The 19,176-nt window shown below is 64.0% G+C and carries 19 protein-coding genes; 10 read left to right on the top strand and 9 right to left on the bottom strand.

Translation table 11 applies throughout. From position 1 onward, the window contains the following. The first annotated feature begins 23 nt into the window (after nucleotides 1-23). The gene (locus tag NCT32_RS19545) at nucleotides 24-1,142 is read left to right on the top strand and encodes a diguanylate cyclase (protein ID WP_284502335.1); all 1,119 of its coding nucleotides are present in this window, start codon (nucleotides 24-26) and stop codon (nucleotides 1,140-1,142) included. Nucleotides 1,143-1,543: 401 nt separating this feature from the next. Next, nucleotides 1,544-2,074 (top strand): contractile injection system protein, VgrG/Pvc8 family, encoded by a 531-nt coding sequence (locus NCT32_RS19540; protein WP_250477488.1) that lies wholly within the window; start codon nucleotides 1,544-1,546, stop codon nucleotides 2,072-2,074. Nucleotides 2,075-2,245: 171 nt separating this feature from the next. Here NCT32_RS19540 and NCT32_RS19535 read toward each other — a convergent pair whose 3' ends face one another. The 6 genes from NCT32_RS19535 to clcA form a co-directional block, all read right to left on the bottom strand. Continuing rightward, a complete protein-coding gene (locus NCT32_RS19535; RefSeq protein ID WP_008352793.1) occupies nucleotides 2,246-2,407 on the bottom strand; it encodes a DUF1328 family protein in 162 nt (53 codons plus the stop codon). Nucleotides 2,408-2,483: 76 nt separating this feature from the next. Then, nucleotides 2,484-2,666, bottom strand: coding sequence for a hypothetical protein (locus NCT32_RS19530; protein ID WP_143756320.1), 183 nt, complete (start codon nucleotides 2,664-2,666; stop codon nucleotides 2,484-2,486). Further along, nucleotides 2,617-2,784, bottom strand: coding sequence for a hypothetical protein (locus NCT32_RS19525; protein WP_250477487.1), 168 nt, complete (start codon nucleotides 2,782-2,784; stop codon nucleotides 2,617-2,619). Before NCT32_RS19525 ends, NCT32_RS19530 begins: the two co-directional genes overlap by 50 nt. Before the next feature lie 287 nt (nucleotides 2,785-3,071). Then, complete coding sequence (locus NCT32_RS19520; RefSeq protein WP_061117913.1) at nucleotides 3,072-3,686, bottom strand: LysE family translocator; 615 nt, start codon at nucleotides 3,684-3,686, stop codon at nucleotides 3,072-3,074. A 140-nt stretch (nucleotides 3,687-3,826) separates the two neighbouring features. Beyond that, nucleotides 3,827-4,855, bottom strand: a complete 1,029-nt coding sequence (locus NCT32_RS19515) for an aldo/keto reductase (RefSeq protein ID WP_061117914.1) — start codon at nucleotides 4,853-4,855, stop codon at nucleotides 3,827-3,829. A gap of 115 nt (nucleotides 4,856-4,970) precedes the next feature. After that, on the bottom strand, nucleotides 4,971-6,296 hold the full coding sequence (gene clcA, locus NCT32_RS19510; RefSeq protein ID WP_061117915.1) for a H(+)/Cl(-) exchange transporter ClcA: 1,326 nt from the start codon (nucleotides 6,294-6,296) through the stop codon (nucleotides 4,971-4,973). Between the two features lie 113 nt (nucleotides 6,297-6,409). On the opposite strand from clcA, the gene NCT32_RS19505 reads away from it, so the two are divergent. From NCT32_RS19505 to NCT32_RS19495, 3 genes are all read left to right on the top strand, one after another. Next, nucleotides 6,410-8,710 (top strand): VTT domain-containing protein, encoded by a 2,301-nt coding sequence (locus NCT32_RS19505; RefSeq protein WP_061117916.1) that lies wholly within the window; start codon nucleotides 6,410-6,412, stop codon nucleotides 8,708-8,710. Continuing rightward, complete coding sequence (locus NCT32_RS19500) at nucleotides 8,707-9,474, top strand: endonuclease/exonuclease/phosphatase family protein (protein WP_061117917.1); 768 nt, start codon at nucleotides 8,707-8,709, stop codon at nucleotides 9,472-9,474. Before NCT32_RS19505 ends, NCT32_RS19500 begins: the two co-directional genes overlap by 4 nt. Nucleotides 9,475-9,695: 221 nt before the next feature. Further along, nucleotides 9,696-10,154, top strand: a complete 459-nt coding sequence (locus NCT32_RS19495; RefSeq protein ID WP_061117918.1) for an HU family DNA-binding protein — start codon at nucleotides 9,696-9,698, stop codon at nucleotides 10,152-10,154. A 114-nt stretch (nucleotides 10,155-10,268) separates the two neighbouring features. Here the strand turns inward: NCT32_RS19495 and NCT32_RS19490 are convergent, their stop codons facing one another. Continuing rightward, entirely contained in the window at nucleotides 10,269-11,168 is a 900-nt protein-coding gene (locus NCT32_RS19490; RefSeq protein ID WP_061117919.1) for a LysR family transcriptional regulator, read from the bottom strand. Nucleotides 11,169-11,282: 114 nt separating this feature from the next. On the opposite strand from NCT32_RS19490, the gene NCT32_RS19485 reads away from it, so the two are divergent. Beyond that, a complete protein-coding gene (locus NCT32_RS19485) occupies nucleotides 11,283-12,026 on the top strand; it encodes an SDR family oxidoreductase (protein WP_250477486.1) in 744 nt (247 codons plus the stop codon). Between the two features lie 5 nt (nucleotides 12,027-12,031). Here NCT32_RS19485 and NCT32_RS19480 read toward each other — a convergent pair whose 3' ends face one another. Then, entirely contained in the window at nucleotides 12,032-13,606 is a 1,575-nt protein-coding gene (locus NCT32_RS19480) for a 3'-5' exonuclease family protein (RefSeq protein ID WP_061117921.1), read from the bottom strand. A 140-nt stretch (nucleotides 13,607-13,746) separates the two neighbouring features. Between NCT32_RS19480 and NCT32_RS19475 the strand changes: the two genes are divergently transcribed. The 4 genes from NCT32_RS19475 to NCT32_RS19460 all read left to right on the top strand — a co-directional run bounded on the left by NCT32_RS19475 (nucleotide 13,747) and on the right by NCT32_RS19460 (nucleotide 17,863). Further along, nucleotides 13,747-15,153 carry a circularly permuted type 2 ATP-grasp protein gene (locus NCT32_RS19475; RefSeq protein ID WP_061118126.1) on the top strand — a complete coding sequence of 469 codons (1,407 nt, stop codon included), beginning with the start codon at nucleotides 13,747-13,749 and terminating at the stop codon, nucleotides 15,151-15,153. A gap of 22 nt (nucleotides 15,154-15,175) precedes the next feature. Next, on the top strand, nucleotides 15,176-16,129 hold the full coding sequence (locus NCT32_RS19470; RefSeq protein WP_061117922.1) for an alpha-E domain-containing protein: 954 nt from the start codon (nucleotides 15,176-15,178) through the stop codon (nucleotides 16,127-16,129). Nucleotides 16,130-16,132: 3 nt separating this feature from the next. After that, nucleotides 16,133-16,930: a transglutaminase family protein gene (locus tag NCT32_RS19465; protein ID WP_061117923.1), complete on the top strand. Its 798-nt coding sequence runs from the start codon at nucleotides 16,133-16,135 to the stop codon at nucleotides 16,928-16,930. 69 nt (nucleotides 16,931-16,999) lie between these two features. Next, nucleotides 17,000-17,863 (top strand): proteasome-type protease, encoded by an 864-nt coding sequence (locus NCT32_RS19460; protein ID WP_086960970.1) that lies wholly within the window; start codon nucleotides 17,000-17,002, stop codon nucleotides 17,861-17,863. A gap of 109 nt (nucleotides 17,864-17,972) precedes the next feature. Here NCT32_RS19460 and NCT32_RS19455 read toward each other — a convergent pair whose 3' ends face one another. Further along, nucleotides 17,973-19,127, bottom strand: coding sequence for a porin (locus NCT32_RS19455; RefSeq protein WP_061117925.1), 1,155 nt, complete (start codon nucleotides 19,125-19,127; stop codon nucleotides 17,973-17,975). Between the last annotated feature and the right edge of the window lie 49 nt (nucleotides 19,128-19,176).

Raw genomic sequence — 19,176 nt, 5'->3', positions numbered from 1 at the left:
AGCAATCAATCAAGGACACGTTCATGAAACTTCCTCATCCCGATCCGCTGGCCGAGCGTGCGAAACGGGCCGCGGCGGCAGGAACGCCGAGCATCGGGCGCGCGGGTTCGCGTGCGATGGTGGACGAGCGCGCCGTGTCCGATTTGCTCGCAGCCGCATTGAACGCGCCGCCCGCGGCCGAGTTGCCGGTGATGGTTTTGCTCGTGGACGATCAGGCGATCATCGCGGAGGCGCTGCGCCGTGCGCTCGCGGAAGAGACGAACGTCGATCTGCATTACTGCGCCAATCCGGAAGAGGCGCTGCGCACCGCGCAGGAAACGCGGCCGACGGTGATTCTGCAAGACCTCGTGATGCCCGGCGTCGATGGCTTGACGCTCGTGCGTCAGTACCGCGAGCATCCCGCGACGCGCGACATTCCGATCATCGTGCTCTCGACGAAGGAAGAGCCGCGGATCAAGAGCGCGGCGTTCGCGGCGGGCGCGAACGATTACCTCGTGAAGCTGCCCGATACGATCGAGCTCGTCGCGCGGGTGCGCTATCACTCGCGTTCGTATCAGAACCTGTTGCAGCGCGACGAGGCGTATCGCGCGCTGCGTCAGTCGCAGCAGAAGCTGCTCGAAACGAATCTGGAATTGCAGCGGCTGACGCATTCGGACGGGCTGACGGGGCTGTCGAATCGTCGCCGTCTCGATGATTATCTGAACGCCGAATGGCGGCGTGCGGCACGCGAGCATGCGGCCATCGGCTTCCTGATGATCGATGTCGATAACTTCAAGTCGTACAACGATACGTATGGACACGTCGCTGGCGACGATGTATTGAAGCTCGTCGCGCATACGATCGAGACGAGCCTCAACAGCCCAACGGACCTGGCCGCGCGTTTCGGCGGCGAGGAGTTCGCGGTGGTGTTGTTGTCGACATCGGCGCCGGGATTGCGGTTGCTTGGCGAGAAGATACGCATCGCGGTGGAGGCGCTCGACGTGCCGCACGCGGGTTCCGCGAGCGGGCGCGTGACGATCAGCATCGGCGGTGCGACTCAGATCGCCATGCAGGACGATGCGTCCAAGCAGCTCGTGGAAGCGGCGGATCTCGCGCTTTATCGGGCGAAAAGGGATGGGAAAAATCGGGTGGTGATTACGTGATTTGCGGCGCGTAGAGGCATGCAAAAACGCGCGGCGGCATATTGCGTCGTGGTGAGCGACCGATTCAACGCACATGACACCCTAGGCGGCAGGGCGGCACGCTCAATTCGCTCGTGCTCATGTAGGCGTTGCCGATTACGGCAGTCGATGAGGCACAGTTCATCGAGATCGAAGGCAATTCCAACAGCATCGCCGATAGCGGTGGTCGCAGCGGATCGTTGAGCGTGCTAAAGCTAAACGCAACGCGCAGGTGACCGCTTTCCCCCACTCGTAAGAGTAATCTTATTTGCCGTCGTTGATATGACGTGTTAATTGACAGCCTTTCGTTGCAATCCTAAATTCCAATGCGAAGCTTGAACGAACGATAAGACATCGTTTCATTCAACAAGATAGGTATGCATATGAATGCTGTCACAAAAAATCTAACTGATGCACTGAGCCGTCCGAGCGCGCGGCTCACCCAGCATCTGAGCATATGGATCGGCACGCTCGATCTCGGCCTTGACGTGCTCAAGTTCAAGGTCAAAGCGGGGCTATGCGATGACTACACGGTGGAGGTGACCGTGACCTCGCCGCAACTCGATATCGACGGCAAGCTGTGCGTAGGACGGCGCGCAGGTTTGCAGATCGACGAGCGCGTGGCCGTGCCGTCGGTGAACTACATCGAGCCTGTCGATCACGAGGCCGCCACCTTCAATGGCATCGTCACATGCTTTAAACGCATCAGCGCGAGCCGCGAGGAGGCGACCTATAAACTCCGCATCGAGCCCAGATTTGCCGCGCTTTGCAAGCGCGTGCATCGTTCAGACGTGTACAAGGACGTCACCTTTCAGGAGATGGTGACGCAGTTGCTGGTGGATCGAAGAACTTCGATGCTTTCGATATCGAGTTCCATCTGGAAGGCGCGCAGGAGAAGATGGAGCAGGGCGTGATGTACGGGGAGTCCGTCTGGGACTTCATCACACGTTACGCGAAACGTAGGGGCATTTGCTGGTTTCTGACTAACATAAAGCGCTGTCTCGGAACCCGCATAGACGCGAAACGCGCGGCCTCAAAAGAGCCCGCGCGTTTCGCTTTTTGCAACGCCCACTACACACCCAGCGTCATCGCCTGAACACGCCAAGCAGCAACGTCGCCAGAAAGATCACGATGAAGATGAAGAACAGGATCTTGGCGATTTCCGCCGCGCCCGTTGCGATCCCGCCGAAGCCGAAGACGGCCGCGATGATCGCGATGATGAAGAAGATGACAGCGTAACGGAGCATGGAGCCCTCCCGTGGGGTTCGGTTGATCGGTCGATTCGCAGGCGGGTCGATGCCGCTGCTTTCGCTCATCAGGTTCTTACCGCGCATCGTTCAAAGCAACAGGCGTGCCCAGCGTATCGAAGGCGCTCAGATGCAAAAACGCCGCAACGGGAAACATTGCGGCGTTGCGGATCGCGTCCTCATTGGCGCGATGGGCCCGGCTGTCGAGGCTAACGGCCTGCTGTGCGATCGGAGTCGGAATCTTCGGCGTCATCTTCATCGTCGACGCCGTTTAGCGCATCCGGCAGGTTGTTCTCCAGTTCATCGCGTTCGATCTGATCGGCCAGGTCGAGGGATTTGCGCGTGGCGGGACCGGATGGGCGATTGGCTCCAGACATGGCGTACTCCTTGGACAGATTTCAAAGCCGCGCCGACGATTCGGCGCGAACCAACGGACTAGCAAGGCATGTACGCGCCGGGCTGAAAACGCCGCCTTAAAGGATCGCTTAAGGACCGGTCGGGCGGCAAGGTGGACAGACGATGCTGGCGAGAAGAAACGCAGTCCCAAACTTGCAAGCGGGACGGCAGATTTTGCGTGCCGGCGCGTGAGTCCAGTATGCACCCGACAGGCGTCGAGGCAAAGAGCGCGCGCGCTTTTCATGCGGCGCGCGTTTCTCCTCACGCATCAATCGAACAAATGGGCGACGATCGGATACAGCGACAGCACCAGCAGCACGGCCATCGTGATGTTGAAGACGCGCAGCGAGCGCGGATTCGCAAGAAAACGCCGCAGCGACATGCCGAACGCGGCCCACATCGTGATGCACGGCAGCCCGATCACAACCAGCACCAGCGCCATCAGCGCCGCATTCAGCGAGAGGCTCGCGTGCAGATGGATGGTCGTCGCGGCCGTGAGCACCATCATCCACGCCTTGGGATTGATCCACTGGAACGCGATCGCTTCGTGAAAGCGCATCGGGCGGCCCTGCCCATCGCGCATCTGCACCGACGACGACGTGCCGATCTTCCATGCCAGATACAGCAGATACGCGACGCTCGCCGCTTCCAGCACGGTATAGAGCCACGGCACATGCTCGAACGCCTGCGCGAGCCCGAGACCGACCGCGATCATGAGAATCGCCATGCCGGCGCTGATGCCGAGCACATGCGGCACCGTTCGCTTCAGGCCGAAATTGACGCCCGAGGCGAGGAGCATCGTGTTGTTGGGGCCGGGCGTGATTGTCGTCACCAGCGCGAACAGCGCGGCGGCGGGCAGGGCATTCATGAGTTCGGTCGGCATGGCGCGCTCCGGTGGTTTCAGGCTCGATGGCGCCAAGTGTACGGGACGTGTCCGGTACAGTACCGATACAGATTTACGGAAGCCTCCCGGTACGGATTCTGAATGTGGCGGGCGGCACCCGCCACGCGCAGACTTAAGCCTTACACCGGGAACGGATTGCGTTCCGCGAATCCTTGCTGATGCCAATACGGGTACGCCGGCCGCACCGTGCTCGCCTCATCCAGTTTCTTCACCTGCTCGGCAGTCAGATTCCACCCGACCGCGCCGAGGTTCTGACGCAGTTGCTCTTCATTGCGCGCGCCGATGAGCACCGTCGCCACCGTCGGACGTTGCAGCAGCCAGTTGAGCGCGATCTGCGGGACGGTCTTGCCGGTTTCCTCGGCGATGGCGTCGAGCGCATCGACGACGCGATACAGGTACTCGTCCGGCACCGGCGGGCCCATGTCGGCGGTCTTGTGCAGGCGGCTCGTCGCGGGCAGCGGCTGGCCGCGACGGATCTTGCCGGTGAGCCGTCCCCATCCGAGCGGGCTCCACACGATCGCACCGACGCCCTGATCGAGCCCGAGTGGCATCAGCTCCCATTCGTAATCGCGGCCGATGAGCGAGTAATACGTCTGATTCGCGACATAGCGCGGATAGCCGTAGCGGTCCGCCACGTCGAGCGATTTCTGTAGATGCCAGCCCGAGAAATTCGACACGCCCGTATAGCGGATCTTGCCCGCGCGCACGAGATCGTCGAGTGTGGAAAGCGTTTCCTCGACAGGCGTCTTCGCATCGAAGCCGTGCAACTGGAACACGTCGATGTAATCCGTCTGCAGGCGCTGGAGCGCCGCGTTCACTGCCTGGATGAGATGAAAGCGCGACGATCCGACCGCGTTCGGATCGTCCTGGTCGAAACGGAACGTGGCCTTGGTCGAGACGATGACCTTGTCGCGCCGGCCCTTGAGCGCTTCGCCGAGTATCGATTCCGATGCGCCGCGCGAGTAGATGTCCGCGGTGTCGAACATCGTGACGCCCGCATCGAGACAGATGTCGACGAGCTTGCGCGCCTCGCTCACGTCGGTTTCGCCCCATGCCTGAAAGAATTCGCCCTTGCCGCCAAAGGTGCCGGTCCCGAAGCTCAATACTGGAACCTTGAAGCCCGAAGCACCGAGATGTCGATATTCCATTGCCTGTCCTCGTTAATGAAGTCGGAAGGCGCCGCGCTTCGTGCGTGAAACGCGGCGCAACGAACGTTCATCGACGAGACTACCGCAACCGTCCCGCGCATGCAGGACGCGGGCGCTAGCGTCTGGTCGCGGCACGCTCGCCGAGCGAATCGTAGATCGGCGGCACGCGCAGGAGCATCGGCACGACCATCGCGGTGAAGCAGGCGGTGAGCATCGGCAGGAGCAGGGTGAAGCTCGCCGTCATCTCGGTGACGAGCACGATGCCCGTGACCGGCGCGCGCACCACCGCGACGAAGAAAGCCGCCATGCCGACCACCGCGAACGTGCTCGTGTCGCCGGCGGCGGGTGCCATGCCGGGGAACCAGTCGAGACAGACGCGGCCGAACAGAAGGCCCGTCTGCGCACCGAGCACGAGCATCGGCGCGAAGATGCCGCCGGGTGCGCCCGCCGCGTACGACACCGGGCCGAGTATGAAGCGCAACGCGAACATCGCCGTCACGCCCGCCAGGGTGCCGGTGCCGAGAAGCGCGCGCTCGGTCAGCGCGTCGCCGCCGCCGGCGAGGTCCGGCGCGAACCAGGCGAGCAGACCGACCGCCGCGCCGATCGTCGCCGCGCGCATGGTCGCGTGCTTCACCGAGCCGGACGGCGCGACCGATTCGGCGGCGTCGAGCGTCCAGACGATGAGACGGCTATACGCCGCGCCCAGCAGTCCCAGCAGCGCGCCGAGCACGAGATGCGCGCCGCTCATTTCGAAGCCGGGGAATGGTTGCGGCGGGACGTGAAAGTCGGGGAAGTCGCCATGCAGCAGACGCGCCATTGCGATCGCGCTCGCCGATGCGCCGAGCGCCGCGACCGCCGTGCGGGTATCGAAACGGCGCGTCAGTTCTTCGAGCACGAATACGGCGCCCGCGATCGGCGCATTGAATGCGGTCGCAAGCCCGGCGCCCGCGCCGGCCGCGAGCAGCACCCGGCAATCGCCCACGTTGCGCCTGAAGAACCTGCCGACGGCATGCGCGATCGATGCGCCCATCTGCACCGTCGGGCCTTCGCGGCCGAGCGCGAGCCCCGCGCCAATGGCGAGCACGCCGCCCACGAACTTGATCGGAACGAGCACGAGCGGCGCGGGCGGCACTTTGCCGTGCAGCACCGCTTCGACATGGGGAATGCCGCTGCCGCTCGCCATCGGCGCGTAGCGCGCGACGAGCCACGCGGCGAGCGCGGCGGCGGCCGATGCAGCGAGCACGACGAGCACGATCGCCGCATCGTGTCCCGCGTGCGCCCACGCAACGAACGCGTTGCGCCATGTATCGGCGCGTTCGAGGGCGAAGCGAAAGAGCACGCCGATCGCGCCCGTCGCCGCGCCCACGACGACCGATGCCGCCGCGAGCGCAACGAGTCCTGCGCGCTCGTCGTCCTGATGGGTGACTTCGTTATCGTTCATCGCGCAGGTCGCTCCGGAATCGGCAAATGCAACGAAGCGTATCACCGCGTCGCGCGGCGGGCATGGTGCTTGCAAAACGAAAGTCATTTCGCCGGGAGTGCTGTAAACAGCAGATGACCCACGCAAACCACGACGAGCCGTTTTTCCAGCCGGGACGCAATTGCGCGAGCGTGCGTCACGCAGATCGCTTCAGCCTGCTCATCGACGGCGCGGATTATTTTCGCGTGCTGCGCGAGGCGCTCACGCGCGCCGAACGCACGGTGTTCATCCTCGGCTGGGACATCGACAGCCGCATGAAGCTCACGCCCGAAGGCGCCGACGACGGCTATCCCGAAGCGCTCGGCGATTTTCTCCACGCGCTTGCTGGCGACAAGCGGCGGCTGCGCATCTACATACTCGCGTGGGATTTCGCGATGCTCTATGCATTCGAGCGCGAGTGGCTGCCGGTCTACAAGATGGGCTGGCGCACGAACCGGCGCATCGCGTTCCAGATGGACGGCAAGCATCCGCTCGGCGGCTCGCAGCATCAGAAGATCGTCGTGATCGACGATCGCCTTGCGTTCGTCGGCGGTCTCGATCTCACGCGCTCGCGCTGGGATACCACCGCGCACGCCCCGGACGAGCCGCTGCGCCGCGATGCGAACGGCGCGGCGTATCAGCCGTTCCACGACGTCCACACGATGTTCGACGGCGACGCCGCGCGCGAGATCGGCCTGCTCGCACGCGAACGATGGACGCGCGCATGCGACAAGCGACTCGCGATCCGCGCGCATCGCGCCGCGCTTGCCCAGGACCCGTGGCCGCCTTCGCGACGTGTCGATCTCGAGGACGTCGATATCGCCATCTCCCTCACCGAGCCCGACTATCTCGGCCGCCCACCGGTGCAGCAGATTCGCACGCAGTATCTCGACGCCATCGCGCGGGCGCGGCGCAGCATCTATATCGAGAACCAGTACTTCACATCGGGCACCGTCGGCGCGGCGCTCGCCGATTCGCTCGCGCGCGACGATGGCCCCGATCTTGCCATCGTCGTGCCGCGCAATCAGAGTGGCTGGCTGCAGGAAGTGACGATGGGCGTGCTGCGTGCGCGCCTGCATACGCTGCTCAAGCGTGCCGATACGCACGGCCGCTATCGCCTGCTGTGCCCGAGCGTGCCGAATCTGGGCGACCAGATCGTCAACGTGCACAGCAAGCTGATGATCGTCGACGATGAATTGCTGATCGTCGGCTCGGCCAACCTGAACAATCGCTCGATGGTGCTCGACAGCGAGTGCAACGTGTCGATCGACGCGGGCGCCGACGCGCGCATCCGCCGCGCGATCGCGACGATGCGCGACACGCTGCTCGCGGAGCATCTCGGCTGCGAGATCGCGGATATCGTGCGCGAGCGCGACGCACGCGGCGGCATGAACGCCGCGATTCAGGCGCTGCTGCGCGAGCGCGACGCGCATCGCACGCTGGTGCCGCTCGACCCGCAAGTATCGCCCGAACTCGATCAACTGATTCCGCCCGAAGCGCTGATCGATCCCGAAACGCCGATCGCCGCCGACGAACTCGTCGATCAGTTCGTGCCCGCGGAGCGGACGCGCCCGCTCATCGGACGCTTTGCGCTGCTCGGCGGGTTCGCGCTGATGATCGTGCTCTTCGCGGCGCTGTGGCACTGGACGCCGCTCGGCGATTACGCGAACCTGAAGTCGCTCACGAACGCGACGCGCCATATCGACGCGTTGCCGTTCGCGCCGCTGTGGATCGTCCTCTGCTATGTCGTCGCCGCGGTCGTCTCGGTGCCGATCACGCTGCTCATCGCGGCTACGGGCATCGTCTTCGGCGCGTCATGGGGCGGCATGTACGCGTTCTTGGGCACGATGGCCGCGGCCGCCATTTCGTATTCGCTCGGCAACTGGCTCGGGCGCGATGCGGTGCGCAAGCTGGCGGGCGCGCGCGTGAACCGGCTGTCCGAACGCGTCGCGAAGCGCGGCATCGTCGCGGTCGTCGTGTTGCGGCTCTTGCCGGTCGCGCCGTTTTCGATCGTCAATCTCGTCGCGGGCGCATCGCATATCCGCATGCGCGATTTCATGATCGGCACGATGCTCGGCATGGGGCCGGGCATCTTTCTGACGGTTGCGTTCGCGCATCAGCTCGTCGCTTCGTTGCATCGGCCGACGATCGGCTCGTTCGCGGTGCTGATCGGCATCGGCGCGACCTTGATCGGCGTGTCGCTGCTGTTGCAGCGCTTTCTCGGCCGCGCGGATCGTCAGGAAACGCACGAAGGCGCGCCGGGCGATGCCGACAAGCCGCGCGCAAGCGACGAGGCCAGACGCGCGAGCGAACTGCGCGAGAACGGCACCATGCCGCGCGATGCGGCGGCGCGCGCATCGTCGAGAAACGAGCGTCCCGATGAGGTCAACCAATGACGCTGATGCACGAAGCCGGAATAGAAAACGAAGACCTGGCCGACACCCGCGCTCGCGAGTTGCGTATCGCGACGTATAACTTGCATGGCGCGATAGGCATCGACGGCAAGTTCGCGCCGGAGCGCATCGGCGAGGTGCTCGCCGAGATCGATGCGGACATCTTCGCGTTGCAGGAAGTGCCGCTCGGCGGCAACGGCTCACCCGATGTGCTCGATGTGCTGCAACGCATGACGAACCTGCATGCTGTCGCCGGCCCGACGCTCGACACGCCCGAGCGCCGTTACGGCAACGCGGTGCTCACCCGCTATCCGGTGCGCGCGGTGCGTACACTCGATCTGTCGTTCAGAAGCCGCGAGCCGCGCGGCGCGCTCGACGCCGACATCGACTGCGGCGGCGAACTATGGCGTGTAGTCGCGACGCATCTCGGACTTGCATCCAGCGAAAGGCGTGCGCAAGTGGAGCTGGTGTTGCAGAACTTCGATACCCCCGCGCTGCCCGTGATCCTGCTCGGCGATCTGAACGAATGGTTCGTGTATGGCCGGACATTGCGGCGTCTCGTCACGCACTTTCATCGCGCGAGTGCGTTGCGCACCTTTCCGACGCGCTATCCGCTCTTCGCGCTCGATCGCATCTGGGTGCATCCGGGCGAGCGCCTCATGCGTGTCGACGTGCATCGCACACGGCTGTCGCGCATCGCTTCCGATCACTATCCGCTCATCGCGCATATCGCGCATCGTGCGTTTGCATCGTCCATGCAGCGCTAAAACGCATGACGTGTGCAACGCAAACGCAGCGAAGCACATCGCAAACGATGCCTTCATGACGCACGTGTCAGCGCCGCGCCACGAAAAACCCCTATAAAAACGATACAAAAGCGCAAAAGACTCGCACGAACTCGCTTGGCCTATGTAGAATCCGGCGTGATACGAACGCATCGGTGCGAACGTATTCGAATATCACTGACCAAAAAACAGGTAGGAGAAACATGCCGACTTCCGCTAAAACCGCTGCAAAGAAGGTCCCGGCCAAGAAGGCCACGGCGAAGACCGCCGCCGCACCGGCGAAGAAAGCTGCAGCACCGAAGGTTGCCGCGAAGAAAGTAGCCGCGAAGAAGACCACGGGCGCTCCCTCGCCGATCAAGGATACGTTCACGAAGGCATCGCTCGCGACGCACCTTGCAGACCGCGCCGCCGTCGACCTGAAGGCGGTGAAGGCCGTGCTGGTCGCGCTGGAAGACACCATCCTCGGTTCGATCCACAAGAAGGGCGCTGGCGAATTCACGCTGTCGGGTCTGCTGAAGATCTCCGCGCAAGCCGTGCCGGCTAAGAAGAAGCGCTTCGGCAAGGACCCGTTCACGGGTGAGGAGCGCTGGTTCCCGGCCAAGCCGGCAAGCGTTCGCATCAAGGCGCGCGCGCTGAAGAAGCTGAAGGACGCCGCGGCTTAAGTTTCGTCAGCCGGCGTTGTGGCTTCGGTTTCGTTGGCGAAATCGAAGCGCGATGAAAAAGAGGCCAGCTTCCCTTCATCGGGATGCTGGCCTCTTTTGCTTTCGCGGTTTTGATCAGCCGCGCACGTTGAATGGAGCGAAGATCTCGCCCAACCAATCCGCGAAAACCCGTACGCGCGCGGAGAGCTGACGGTTATGCGGATAGAGCACGGAGACCGGCATCGGTGGAGGGGCAAGGTCTGGGAGCACGACTTGCAGGCGGCCATGGGCGAGCGCATCGTCGATGTGATAGCGCGGCACCTGAACGATGCCGAGCCCCGCGATAGCCGCTTGCGTATAAAGTTCGACGCCCGACACCGACATCGCCGCTCTCAATTCGATGGTCTCGATACGCTCATCGACGGTGAATTCCAGCGGCAGCGCGCGGCCCGTCGCACTCGACACGAAATTCACCGCGCGATGCGACGCGAGCGCTGCGAGATCGTCCGGCACGCCTTCACGCGCGAGATACGCGGGACTCGCGACGGTCACCTGTTCGAGCAGCGCGACGCGCCGGCCGATCATCGACGAATCCTGCAACGTGCCCGCGCGCAAAACGCAGTCGACGCCTTCGCGCACGAGATCGACGAGTCTGTCGTCCTCTCCGATGTGCAGTTCGATCTGCTTATGCCGTTCGAGAAACGCAGGCAGTCCCGGCATGACGAAGTGCCGCGCGAGCGTGCCTTGCAGATTCACACGCAACATGCCCTTCGGCTCCGCATGTCTGAACGAGCCTTCCGCTTCTTCGAGATCCGCGATCAGACGCACGCAACGCCGATAGTGCTCTTCGCCATCATGCGTGAGGCGCACCGTGCGCGTCGTGCGTTCGAGCAGGCGCGCGCCGAGCCGCTCTTCCATGCGCTTCATCAGATTGGTGACGGTGGCACGCGGTATCTGCAAATCGTCGGCGGCCTGCGTGAAGCTGTGCCGCTCCGCGATACGCACGAATACCTGCATTTCCTGGAATCGATCCATGGGCTCGAGATTGTTGAAGCAACTGGAACGATGATACTAAGCCACACGCGATGATCGCGGAAACGGAATGATTCATCATGCTTGCCATCGAACAGCTTACTTTGGGAGCACATCATGAATCAGATCGATTCGAAGCGCGTTGCCATCGTCACGGGTGCGTCGCGCGGCATCGGCGCGCAGATCGCACGGCGTCTCGCACGCGACGGCTTCGCGGTTGCGGTGAACTATGCGGCGAGCGCGAAGGAAGCGGATGCGCTCGTTGCCGAATTGCGCGAAGCAGGCAGCGCATCGATCGCGGTGAAGGCGGATGTTGCCAGACCCGACGACGTGCGCCGTATGTTCGAGACCGTCGAAGCGGAACTCGGCCCGGTCGACGCGCTGATCAACAACGCCGGCGTGCTGACGACCACGCCACTCGCCGACACGAGCGACGCGCTCTACGACAAGACCTTCGGCATCAACGTGCGCGGCACGTTCAACACGCTTCGCGAAGCGGCGGCGCGCATGAACGGCGGCGGGCGTATCGTCAATTTTTCGAGCACGACGCTCGCGCTCAACATGCCGGGCTATGCGATCTACAACGCGACGAAGGCCGCGGTCGAATCGTTCACGCATGTGTTCGCGAAGGAATTGCGCGGGCGCGGCATCACGGTGAACGCGGTCGCGCCGGGGCCGGTGGCGACGTCGCTCTTCCTCGACGGCAAGACCGACGAACAGATCGCCACGTTCTCGAAGATGGCGCCGCTGGAAAGACTCGGTCAGCCGGACGATATCGCGTCGGTCGTCGCGTTTCTCGTCGGGCCGGATGCCGGTTGGGTCAACGGGCAAGTGCTGCGCGCGAACGGCGGCATCGCCTGAAACGTCTAGAACGTCAGGGCGAACTGATCGGCGGCGATGGCGCGCGGCTTCATCGCGCGTTTCGTCTGCTGTGTGGCGACGACTGCACGCGCCGGCGCATCTTGAACGACGAGATGAAACGCCGGCCGCGCATCGCAGGCGATCCACGTGAGTTGTCCGGTTGCAAGACGCTTCGCGATCAGGCTGTACACGTCGGCATCGAAAGGGCGCATTTCCACTGCATCGGCGAGCAGCGGGGCGATGTCGGCGCGCGTCGCGCATGTGCCGACATAACACCATCGATCGATCACGTGCCACGCCTCGCGGCCCGTTTGTTCGTCGCGCTCGGCGACGGCGATCGGCCCTTCATGCGGCCATTTCACGAGGCGTGCGTGCTCGATTGCGGCGAGCGCGCGCGCCGCGTGATCCGCAAGTGCTTCGATTCCCGCACACGATCCGAGGCAGCGTTTCACCTGATAGCCGAAGCAGCCGCGACCGCGCGACAGCGGCGCTTTTTCGAGTCCGAGCGTCGCGTGACAGAGCGTGTGCTCGTCGGCGATATGGCGCATGAATGCAAGTGCCTTCGCCCGCGATGCGAACACGCCGAAGAGATGGTCCTCGCGCGACAGATCGCGCCGGTTCGCCTTCAGGAGCGTCGGCGCGCTCGCGCCCGGCAGCCATTGCCACGCGCACGTGCCCGAGGCGCCCTTGAGCAAGCGGTTGTGCGTCGGCTTCAATGCCTTCACGAGCTTCGCTTCGAGCAGCAGCGCGCCGAGCTCTCCGACCGTCTCCCGGCATTCGATGCGCCTGATGGCCTGTGAAATCGACAAGTCTTTCTGAAGCCTGTGATCGCCCGAAAAATGGGCTGCGACGCGCTGTTTCAGGTTGATGCTCTTGCCGACATAGAGCGGGACGTCGTCGTCGCCGTGAAAGAGGTAGACGCCGGGCGTCGATGGCAGCGCGTCGAGCGCGCCTTCGGGCAGCGCGGCGGGCAAGCTCGCGCGACGGACCAGCGTCTTGATGGCGGCATCGACGAGATCCTGCGGATAGAGCGCGTGAATCTTCTGCCAGAACTGCCACAGGAGATCGGCATCGGCGAGCGCGCGATGGCGTCCTTCCGGCGCGAGATTCAACCGCGCGATGAGCGCATCGAGACCATGCCGCTCGACCGATGGAAACAGCGCGCGCGACAGTCTCACCGTGCACAGCGTATCCGCGCGAAACGCGATGCCCGCGCGCCGGAATTCGTTCTTGAGAAAGCCGTAGTCGAAGCGCGCGTTGTGCGCGACGAAGAGCTTGCCGTGAAGGCGCTCGGCGAGCGCGGGCGCGAGCGATTCGAAGCTCGGCTGGCCGCGCAGCATTGAATCCTCGATGCCGGTCAGGCGCGAGATGAACGGCGGCACCGGCACGCCCGGATCGACCAGCACGCTCCAGCGCTCGATGCCGGCCGTGCTCGCTTCGACAACGCCGATTTCGGTGATGCGATCCTCGTTTGCGTTCGAGCCCGTGGTTTCCAGATCGACGAACACGATCGGGCGCGCGAGTCGCGCGAGCAGGGCGTCGGCGAGGGAATCGGGTTCGTCTTCGAGCGCGTCGGACATGGATGAAACGTTGAGCATGAGTCGGGAGTCTAGCGCAAACGAGTCCGCAGCATCGCGGCGCGCGAAAAAAGCTGCACGCGCCCGGTGCTTTCGTTCGATACTTCGAAAAAGCCGCTGAAAAAACCGCGAAGGACGCAATGATGCAGATCTACGATGAAATGCGTCAGGACGACTCCGTGCGCCGTCACTACGCACGGTTTTCGCGCTGGCTCGCGATGCAGAGCCCTGAGACGATCGCGCGCAAGCGCGCGGAGGCGGACGTGCTGTTCCGGCGCGTCGGCATCACGTTCGCGGTGAACGGCGATCTGTCCGGCACCGAGCGGCTCATTCCCTTCGACATGATTCCGCGCATTATTCCCGGCGACGAATGGCGCGTGCTCGAAGCCGGCTTGCGGCAGCGCGTGCAGGCGCTCAATTTCTTTCTGCACGACATCTATCACAACGGCGATATCGTGCTCGCCGGGCGCATTCCCGCAGAGCAGGTCTATACGAACGCGCAATACCGGCCGGAGATGCAGGGCGTGGACGTGCCGCTCGACGTCTACGCGCATATCGCGGGCGTCGATGTCGTGCGCGCCGGCGCGGCGGGCGAGTTCTACGTGCTCGAAGACAATCTGCGCGTGCCCTCGGGTGTGTCGTACATGCTCGAAAACCGCAAGATGATGATGCGGCTCTTTCCCGAGCTCTTCGTGCAGAATCGCGTCGCGCCGGTCGCGCATTACCCCGACTTGCTGCTCGAGACGCTGCGTTCTATCGCGCCCGAAGGCGTCGACGATCCAACCGTCGTCGTGCTGACGCCCGGCATGTACAACTCGGCCTATTTCGAGCACACGTTCCTCGCGCAGCAAATGGGCGTGGAACTGGTCGAAGGCAAGGATCTCTTCGTTGACGACAACTACGTCTTCATGCGCACGACGCACGGGCCGCGCCGCGTCGACGTGATCTATCGCCGCGTGGACGACGACTTTCTCGATCCGCTCGCCTTCCGCGCGGATTCGGCGCTCGGGATTCCGGGCTTGCTGACGTCGTATCGCGCGGGCCGCGTGACGCTCGCGAACGCGATGGGCACCGGCATCGCCGACGACAAATCGATCTATCCGTTCGTGCCCGACATGATCGAGTTCTATCTCGGCGAGAAACCGATTCTCAACAACGTGCCGACGTATCAATGCCGCAAGGCGGACGATCTCGCCTATACGCTCGCGCATCTGCCGGAGCTCGTCGTCAAGGAAGTGCACGGCGCGGGCGGCTACGGCATGCTCGTCGGGCCGGCATCGACGAACGATGAGATCGAAGCGTTCCGCGCGCTGCTTCTCGCGCGCCCCGAAGGCTATATCGCCCAGCCGACGCTCGCGCTCTCCGCATGTCCGACGTTCGTGGACGCGGGCATTGCGCCGCGTCATATCGACTTGCGGCCGTTCGTGCTTTCCGGCCGCGAGGTGTCGATGTGCGCAGGCGGCCTCACGCGCGTCGCGCTGCGGGAAGGCTCGCTCGTCGTCAATTCGTCGCAAGGCGGCGGGACGAAGGACACGTGGATGGTCGATTGACTAACTCACTGCACATCACCACATGCTGAGCCGCACTGCCGATCACCTGTTCTGGATGGCGCGCTACATGGAACGCGCGGAGAACACCGCGCGCATGCTCGACATCGACATGGAAGGCGCGCTCCTGCCGCAAACGCCCGAGCAGGCGGCGCGCGGGCAACGCTCGGTGCTGAAGATTTCCGAGCTGGAGGAGATGTTCGACGAGCGTCATCCGGGATCGCGCTCGCGCGAGGACATGCTGCATTTCATGGTCGCCGATGCGCGCAATCCGTCGAGCATCCTGTCCTGCCTGCAGGCGACGCGCGAGAACGCGCGCGCGGTGCGTGGCACGCTCACGACGGAAGGCTGGGAAACGATCAACTTCACCTGGCTCGAATTCAATCAGCGGCTCGCGAACATGGAGCTCGAAACGGGCCCGGATGCCCTGTTCGAATGGGTCAAGTACCGCTCCAATCTGTGCCGCGGCGTGATGCAGGGCACCGCGCTGCGCGACGACGCGTTCTTCTTCATGCAGCTCGGCACCTATCTCGAGCGCGCGGACAACACCGCGCGGATTCTCGACGTGCGCTTCGCCGATGCGACGCCCAACTCGCGCGAGGCGGCGCGCCAGCTCGAAGACTTCTATTACTGGACGTCGATTCTCAGTTCCGTGTCGGCGCTCGAGATCTATCGCAAGGTGTATCGCGATGTCGTGACGCCGACGCGCGTCGTCGAACTTCTGATTCTCAACGAGCAGATGCCGCGCTCGCTGCTCGCATCGCTCGACGGCGTCTGCGAGACGCTCGCGAAGCTGCGCACGGATGCGTCGAAGGAATGCGAGCGCTTCGCGGGCAAGCTGCGCGCGGACGTGCTGTACTCCGACATCCGGCTGATTCTGGAGACGGGCGTGCACGCGTGGCTCACGCAGTTTCTGAAGCGCGTCGATGAACTCGGCCTGCGCGTGATGCACACCTTCCTCATGTTGCCCATTGCGTGAATCATGCTGCTGACCATACGCCACGACATCCGCTACCGCTACGCCACGCCGGTCACGTATTCGATCCAGCAGTTTCGTGTGACGCCGGCAAGCGGCGCGTCGCAGCTCGTGCGGCACTGGCGTGTCGCAGCGCCGGGCAAGCTCGATGCGGCGCGCGATGCGTATGGCAACGCGTTGCACACGCTCGTGCTGACGAAGCCGCACGGTGAGATCCATGTGAGCGTGGCGGGCGAAGTCGTGACGCAAGCGTTGCCCGATGGCCGCCTGTTCGACGAAGCCGGACCGATTCCGCTCGAGCATTTCACCTGCGCGACGCCGCTGACGATGCCCGATGCCGCGATCCGCGCGCTCGCGCATCGCGTGCCGTCGCTCGATACGCCGGCGTCGCTCATCGCGCTGGCGGAGCGCATCGGCGAGAGCGTGCAGTATCGCAACGAGCCGGCGTATGCCGCGGGCACGGCCGCGCAGGCGCTCGCGAGCGGCTTCGGCGATGCCCGCGATTTCGCGCATCTGCTGCTCGCGTGCTGCCGGGCGCGAGGCGTGCCCGCCCGCTGCGTGAGCGGCTATTTCGACGCGGGCGCGACCGAGGCCGTGGCCGCGCACGCATGGACCGATGTCTGGGCGGAGCACGGCTGGGTCTCGGTGGACGCGACGCAGGCCGCATTCGCGGGCGAGCGTCATTGCCGTCTCGCGGTGGCCCGGGACTACGAGGCCGCGGCGCCGGTGCGCGGCTCGCGCGTGGGCGGCAAGGAGGAGACGCTCTCGGTGCACATCGGGATCGATGCGCACCGGGATCAGTGAACGGGCGGATGCGACGCGCGGTCGCGCTCAGTACAATGAGGGTTTGCTCGTTTTTCAGGATCGATCGACATGACTTATTGCGTGGGCATGTGCGTGGACGAGGGACTCGTGTTCCTGTCCGACACGCGCACCAACGCCGGCGTGGACCACGTAAGCGCCGCGCGCAAGATGGTTGTTTTCGAACAGCCGGGAGAGCGCGTGATCGTCCTGCTCGCGGCCGGCAATCTTGCGCTGACACAGGCGGTGACGCATCTGCTCGCGGAGCCGTCCGATCCCGCCGCGCCTACGCTCTACAGCGTCCCGACGATGGCGGAAGCGGCGCGCATCGTCGGCGATGCGGTGCGGGAGGTGCATCGGCGCGATGCGCTGTCGCTCGCGGAATTCAGCGTCGACTTCAATTGCAGCTTCATTCTCGGCGGACAGATTTGCGGCCAGCCGCCGCGTCTTTTCATGATTTATGCGGCGGGCAATTTCATCGAATCGACGCGCGTGTCGCCGTATTTTCAGATCGGCGAATCGAAGTACGGCAAGCCGATCATCGACCGCGTCATCACGCCCACATCGCCGCTCGACGAAGCCGCGAAATGCGCGCTCATTTCGATGGATTCGACATTGCGCTCGAATCTTTCGGTCGGTCTGCCGCTCGACCTGCTGGTCTATGAAAAGGACTCGCTGCGCGTCACGCGCTTCGCCACGCTCGACAACAACAGCGCCTACTACCAGATGATCAACAAGACGTGGGGCGAGCGTCTGAGGCAGCTCTTCGGCGAGATTCCGAACCCTTCCTGGACCGAACTCGACAACGTGCCGCTGCGCCCGCGCGAAACGCGCAGCACGGTGCCGCGGCTCGTCATCGGGGACCTGCCTTGCCCGGGCGCGCCCGCGCAGACGCTCGCGGAAGACGTCGAAAAGGGCAACGCGCCGCAACTCTGACGTCACATTCGCGAGCACATAAAAAAACAGCCATCGGAAAACCGATGGCTGTTCGAGGGTACTGCGATCCTCCGACGCGGCACTTGCGTGCCGCGCCAGTCGGTTGTTCTTAGAACTTGTGGCGCAGACCGATGAGCACCAGTTCCTGGTGGTTGCGGCCGCTGGCAAAACCGAAGTCGCTGATCGAAGCTTGCGCGTCTTGCGTCGTGCCGTCAGCGTTGCGCTGCGTGCCGCTCGCGTGCTGATAGGCGCCGACAGCGTACACGTCGGTGCGCTTCGACAGCGAGTAGTCGGCACCCAGGCTGACCTGGTGGTAGTTCGCCGAGGTGTCGCCGCTGGCGTGCGTGTACGTGTAGCCCAGGCCGAGCAGCGTAGCCGGCGTCAGCTGGAAGTTCACGTAGCCGTTGGCCACGTTGAACTTCTCTTGTTCCGTGAACGCCGAGTTGCCGTCGTTCTTGTACTGCGCGAAGCTGTACGAAGCACCGACCGTGAACGCACCGAACACGTACTGGCCAGCACCGCGCGCGATTCCGACCGCGTGGGCCGTATCGTAGCCGGCGTTGATCACCGTGTTGAACAGCGAATCCGACGACGGGCTGTTCCAGCCGGTCGCGCGGTTTGCGCTCGGGTTGTTCACGTACAGGTAGCTGGCCGCGATCGAGAACGGACCGTTGCCGTACGTCGCTGCGCCGCCCCAGGTCTGGCCCTGGCCGGTCGTGCCAGCCAGATTGCTGAAGCCGTAGATGCCTTCGAACTGGAAGCCACCGAACACCGGCGACACGTACTTGACGGCGTTGCTCACGCGCAGGCTGTTGTCGTAGTTGTCGACGTCGCCCGGCGTAGCGAACGCTGCGCCCCAGTAGTTGTCGCCCGTGAGGCCCTGAACCATGTCGACGGACGGATCATACTGACGACCCAACGTGACCGTACCCCACTGGTTGCCGCTCAAACCGACGAACGCTTGACGGCCGAACAGGCGACCGCCCTGGTTCGACTGGCCCGTGCCCGGATCGAAGCCGCTTTCCAACTGGAAGATCGCCTTCAGGCCGCCGCCGAGGTCTTCCTGACCCTTCAAGCCCCAACGCGGGCCGGACAGCGTGCCGTTGACCATGCCGAAGAGATGGTCGCCATCAGTGTTGGCATGGCTCACATACGCGAGACCGGTATCGATCACGCCATAGAGGGTGACGCTGCTTTGTGCTTGTGCCGCGCCTGCTGCGCCGAGAAGCGCCAGCGAGAGGGACGTCAGTGCGATTCGTTTCATCGAATTCTCCACGCGAATGATTAATCGTTGTTGCCGGCGCAGAGAATAA

The organism is Caballeronia sp. INML2, from assembly GCF_023631365.1.
Lineage (GTDB): Bacteria > Pseudomonadota > Gammaproteobacteria > Burkholderiales > Burkholderiaceae > Caballeronia > Caballeronia turbans.
The sequence above is the reverse complement of the archived record's forward strand: the minus strand, read 5'-3'. Positions and strand labels throughout refer to the sequence as shown.

Excerpts from the sequence above, each read along its gene's own strand:
- NCT32_RS19475 (WP_061118126.1), top strand. The coding sequence starts at position 13,747 with ATGCAGATCTACGATGAAATGCGTCAGGACGACTCCGTGCGCCGTCAC.
- NCT32_RS19485 (WP_250477486.1), top strand. The coding sequence starts at position 11,283 with ATGAATCAGATCGATTCGAAGCGCGTTGCCATCGTCACGGGTGCGTCG.
- NCT32_RS19520 (WP_061117913.1), bottom strand. The coding sequence starts at position 3,686 with ATGCCGACCGAACTCATGAATGCCCTGCCCGCCGCCGCGCTGTTCGCG.
- NCT32_RS19515 (WP_061117914.1), bottom strand. The coding sequence starts at position 4,855 with ATGGAATATCGACATCTCGGTGCTTCGGGCTTCAAGGTTCCAGTATTG.
- NCT32_RS19530 (WP_143756320.1), bottom strand. The coding sequence starts at position 2,666 with ATGAAGATGACGCCGAAGATTCCGACTCCGATCGCACAGCAGGCCGTT.
- NCT32_RS19455 (WP_061117925.1), bottom strand. The coding sequence starts at position 19,127 with ATGAAACGAATCGCACTGACGTCCCTCTCGCTGGCGCTTCTCGGCGCA.
- NCT32_RS19460 (WP_086960970.1), top strand. The coding sequence starts at position 17,000 with ATGACTTATTGCGTGGGCATGTGCGTGGACGAGGGACTCGTGTTCCTG.
- NCT32_RS19490 (WP_061117919.1), bottom strand. The coding sequence starts at position 11,168 with ATGGATCGATTCCAGGAAATGCAGGTATTCGTGCGTATCGCGGAGCGG.
- NCT32_RS19545 (WP_284502335.1), top strand. The coding sequence starts at position 24 with ATGAAACTTCCTCATCCCGATCCGCTGGCCGAGCGTGCGAAACGGGCC.
- NCT32_RS19480 (WP_061117921.1), bottom strand. The coding sequence starts at position 13,606 with ATGTCCGACGCGCTCGAAGACGAACCCGATTCCCTCGCCGACGCCCTG.
- NCT32_RS19500 (WP_061117917.1), top strand. The coding sequence starts at position 8,707 with ATGACGCTGATGCACGAAGCCGGAATAGAAAACGAAGACCTGGCCGAC.
- NCT32_RS19540 (WP_250477488.1), top strand. The coding sequence starts at position 1,544 with ATGAATGCTGTCACAAAAAATCTAACTGATGCACTGAGCCGTCCGAGC.
- NCT32_RS19535 (WP_008352793.1), bottom strand. The coding sequence starts at position 2,407 with ATGCTCCGTTACGCTGTCATCTTCTTCATCATCGCGATCATCGCGGCC.
- NCT32_RS19495 (WP_061117918.1), top strand. The coding sequence starts at position 9,696 with ATGCCGACTTCCGCTAAAACCGCTGCAAAGAAGGTCCCGGCCAAGAAG.
- clcA (WP_061117915.1), bottom strand. The coding sequence starts at position 6,296 with ATGAACGATAACGAAGTCACCCATCAGGACGACGAGCGCGCAGGACTC.
- NCT32_RS19470 (WP_061117922.1), top strand. The coding sequence starts at position 15,176 with ATGCTGAGCCGCACTGCCGATCACCTGTTCTGGATGGCGCGCTACATG.
- NCT32_RS19465 (WP_061117923.1), top strand. The coding sequence starts at position 16,133 with ATGCTGCTGACCATACGCCACGACATCCGCTACCGCTACGCCACGCCG.
- NCT32_RS19525 (WP_250477487.1), bottom strand. The coding sequence starts at position 2,784 with ATGTCTGGAGCCAATCGCCCATCCGGTCCCGCCACGCGCAAATCCCTC.
- NCT32_RS19505 (WP_061117916.1), top strand. The coding sequence starts at position 6,410 with ATGACCCACGCAAACCACGACGAGCCGTTTTTCCAGCCGGGACGCAAT.